Annotated in this window: 1 pseudogene; it reads left to right on the forward strand. The window is 41.0% G+C overall.

The features are described from left to right. Window positions 1–212, forward strand: a pseudogene (locus tag JIG41_RS23340) (hypothetical protein); the annotation flags it as partial.

Here is a 212-nt window from a genome sequence, read left to right on the forward strand (position 1 = left end):
AGTGAAATTCGCGTTAAAGACAACCCACAAAACCCAAACTACTGTCGTTATACATGGGAGCGTGTGGTGCACTTTATGGATTTAAGCAAACCATTAGTTGACTCACCTGAAATAGAGCCGTTTCGTCATTTAGACCCAGCAGCACGCGATTTTGATAAACAGAATAACCGCCCAGAAAAGTATTGGCGTTTAATGAGTTACAAACAAATGCA

It is taken from the genome of Pseudoalteromonas sp. bablab_jr011, from assembly GCF_016464045.1.
In the GTDB taxonomy this organism is placed as follows: Bacteria; Pseudomonadota; Gammaproteobacteria; order Enterobacterales; family Alteromonadaceae; genus Pseudoalteromonas; species Pseudoalteromonas lipolytica.